This is a genomic window from bacterium, assembly GCA_024228115.1.
In the GTDB taxonomy this organism is placed as follows: domain Bacteria; phylum Myxococcota_A; class UBA9160; order UBA9160; family UBA6930.
On sequence record JAAETT010000343.1, the window covers coordinates 1 to 2,517 of the forward strand.

Consider the following 2,517-nt stretch of genomic DNA (forward strand, 5'->3'; position numbering starts at 1 on the left):
CGTGAGCATCAAGTGTGGGGCTGGCACCGACATACCACCCTCGGTGAGGTTGAGTCTGCGGCCTCGATCCTCGAAGATGGTCGGTCTGCGGTATACTTGATCGTTAAACGCAATATCAACGGCACAGATGTGCGCCACATCGAGCGGATGGAGCCTCGCGAAGAAACCGCAACTGAAGATGCATTTTTCGTTGATTCGGGTCTTACATACGACGGCGCTCCTGCGACGGTAATCAGCGGGCTCGACCACCTGGAAGGTGAAGAGGTTGCTATCCTATCGGACGGCTACACAGTACCTGATCAGGTGGTTACGTCCGGAAGCATCACGCTAGATGTCGCGGCGTCGAAAGTCCACGTGGGTTTGAGGTACACTCCCGCGATAGAGACCCTTGACATCGACACCCCTAGTGAAAGTGTGAAAGCTCAGAACATATCGGTGTCGAAAGTGACGATTGAGTTGGAGAAGTCGCTAGGCGGCTGGATAGGACCGAGGAAAGACGACGGCACCACCGGCGAGATGTATGAGATCAAGCCTCGTGATTACGGAGACGACTACGATCAGCTGGCTTTGAAGACTTATAAAGCTGAGCAAGTAGTCGATCCCCTATGGGCAAAGGGCGGCGGTGTACGTATCGAGCAGAGAGACCCCCTGCCACACGCCGTGCTGTCGGTCATCCCCACGTTCGACGTCGGGGGCTGACACATGCCAGTGGAGTTTGTCGCACCGCGAGAGCCCCTTGTTGCTAGTATCGCAGAGGACATGCGGCTGTCGGACGCCGAGGAGGTCTGGGCGTCACATCACCACACGCCCGCAGAAGCACTACGCTTTGGATGGGGGCTGTCGGACTATGCTTCAATCGCCGTGTACGATAGCGCGCCGCTTGCGATGTTGGGACTGATCCGGGGCGACCTGCTGTCAGGGACTGGTGTGGTGTGGATGCTTGCATCTAATGCGTCACTGCGGTACCCCCGTGAGTTTTTAACACAGACAGGTCCCGTCATCAAAGAGATGCTCTCGGTGTGCCCGCGTTTGTGCAACTATGTACACCAACGGAACGTGAAAAGCGTCGTTTGGCTCAAGAGATTAGGCTTTACGATAGAGCCTGCGATACAATACGGCGTAGACAGCGAGCAGTTTCACCCATTTCACATTGAGAGGTACCACTGATATGTGCAATCCAGTTCTATTACAAGCAAGCATTACCGGGGTATCTACTATATTTAAGGCGAATCAACAGCGGGCTGAGGGTAGGTACCGACAGGGTGTCAGTGAGTACAACGCTCGTGTCAGTGAGAACGAGGCTCAGCGCACCCGCACGGTAGGTGTCGAGGAGGAGAACGCGCACCGGCAGCAGGTTGCGATGCTAATCAGTAAGCAAAAAGCTCAGCAAGGCGCGTCAGGTATAGATGTGAACACAGGTGCGCCCCTCACTCTCCGAGACGACACCGCAGTCCTCGGTGAGGCGGATGCACTGCGTATCCGTGGCAACTATGAAGACAGAGCTACCGCGCTCGAAACTGGGGCGGCGCTAGAGCAGGATGCGGGCGCGTTCGCGAGGTCCGCCGGTAATAGTAACGCGTTTGGCACTCTGCTGTCGGGGGCAGGCAAGGTGATGGACACAGGTGTGGCAGATAAGTGGTTCACCCCTGAGAGCGCGGGCAACCGTCGTCTCAACTTGAAAATTAATTAAGAGAGAGAGGTCGATATGCCACGGGTATCGAAGTACCAGCCCCACCAGGTATCTAGTGAGGTTGTTGGACAACCGAGAGTAGATCCCAACGCCGGGGTCAATGCTATTCGGGCGGGCGGTGCGGTGGTCGGTGGCGTGGTAGATATCGCAGAAGCTGCGCTAAACATTAAGCAGCGGATCGATACGACCGCAGCAGAAGAGGCGTTGGTACAATTCGAGCGCGACAAGAATGAGCTATTCTTCAATCCTGAATCAGGGTATTTTAACACTCAAGGACGCGACGCGTACGACGGTGCGCCAGGTACGAATAGCGTACTTGACGACCTTAAAAAGCGGTATAGTGACCCGCTAGGCGTCAATGCTCGGGTGATGTTTGACCGGGCTGCTGACGCGCATCTCACAAAAAGCAAGGCAGACATCGGACGCCATGCATCGAAGGGGTTGGACGCCTGGGAAGTGGCGACTGCTCAGGCTCAAATCGAAAACACCATCGAAAATGCATCGCTGTACTGGAACCAACCCGACAATCTAAGAGTGCAATCGGCGATCGGTCGGCAGTCAGTACTCGATACAGCGCAGCGTGAGGGGGTCGGGCCTAAAGCTACGGCAGAGAGGCTGCAGACATACGAGTCATCATTCGCGAAAGCAGCGGTGATCGCCGCTACGATGAGCAGTGCAGCAGAAGGGCAAGACTTGTTTGACACTCACAGTGACAAGCTGGAGGGTCCTGACAGGGTTAAGCTCGAAAACGCGATTACGGTGAAGAGAGACGCGGAGAAAACCCAGGCCGACGCACAGCAAGCCGTCATATCCGGTGCGCGGATCGC

The 2,517-nt window shown here is 55.9% G+C and carries 2 protein-coding genes; both read left to right on the forward strand.

All coding sequences use genetic code 11. The annotated features are described in order from the left end of the window. The first annotated feature begins 12 nt into the window (after positions 1-12). Positions 13-699, forward strand: coding sequence for a hypothetical protein (locus GY937_15170; GenBank protein ID MCP5058045.1), 687 nt, complete (start codon positions 13-15; stop codon positions 697-699). A gap of 1,114 nt (positions 700-1,813) precedes the next feature. Beyond that, a partial coding sequence (locus GY937_15175; protein ID MCP5058046.1) for a hypothetical protein occupies positions 1,814-2,517 on the forward strand: 704 nt, incomplete at its 3' end.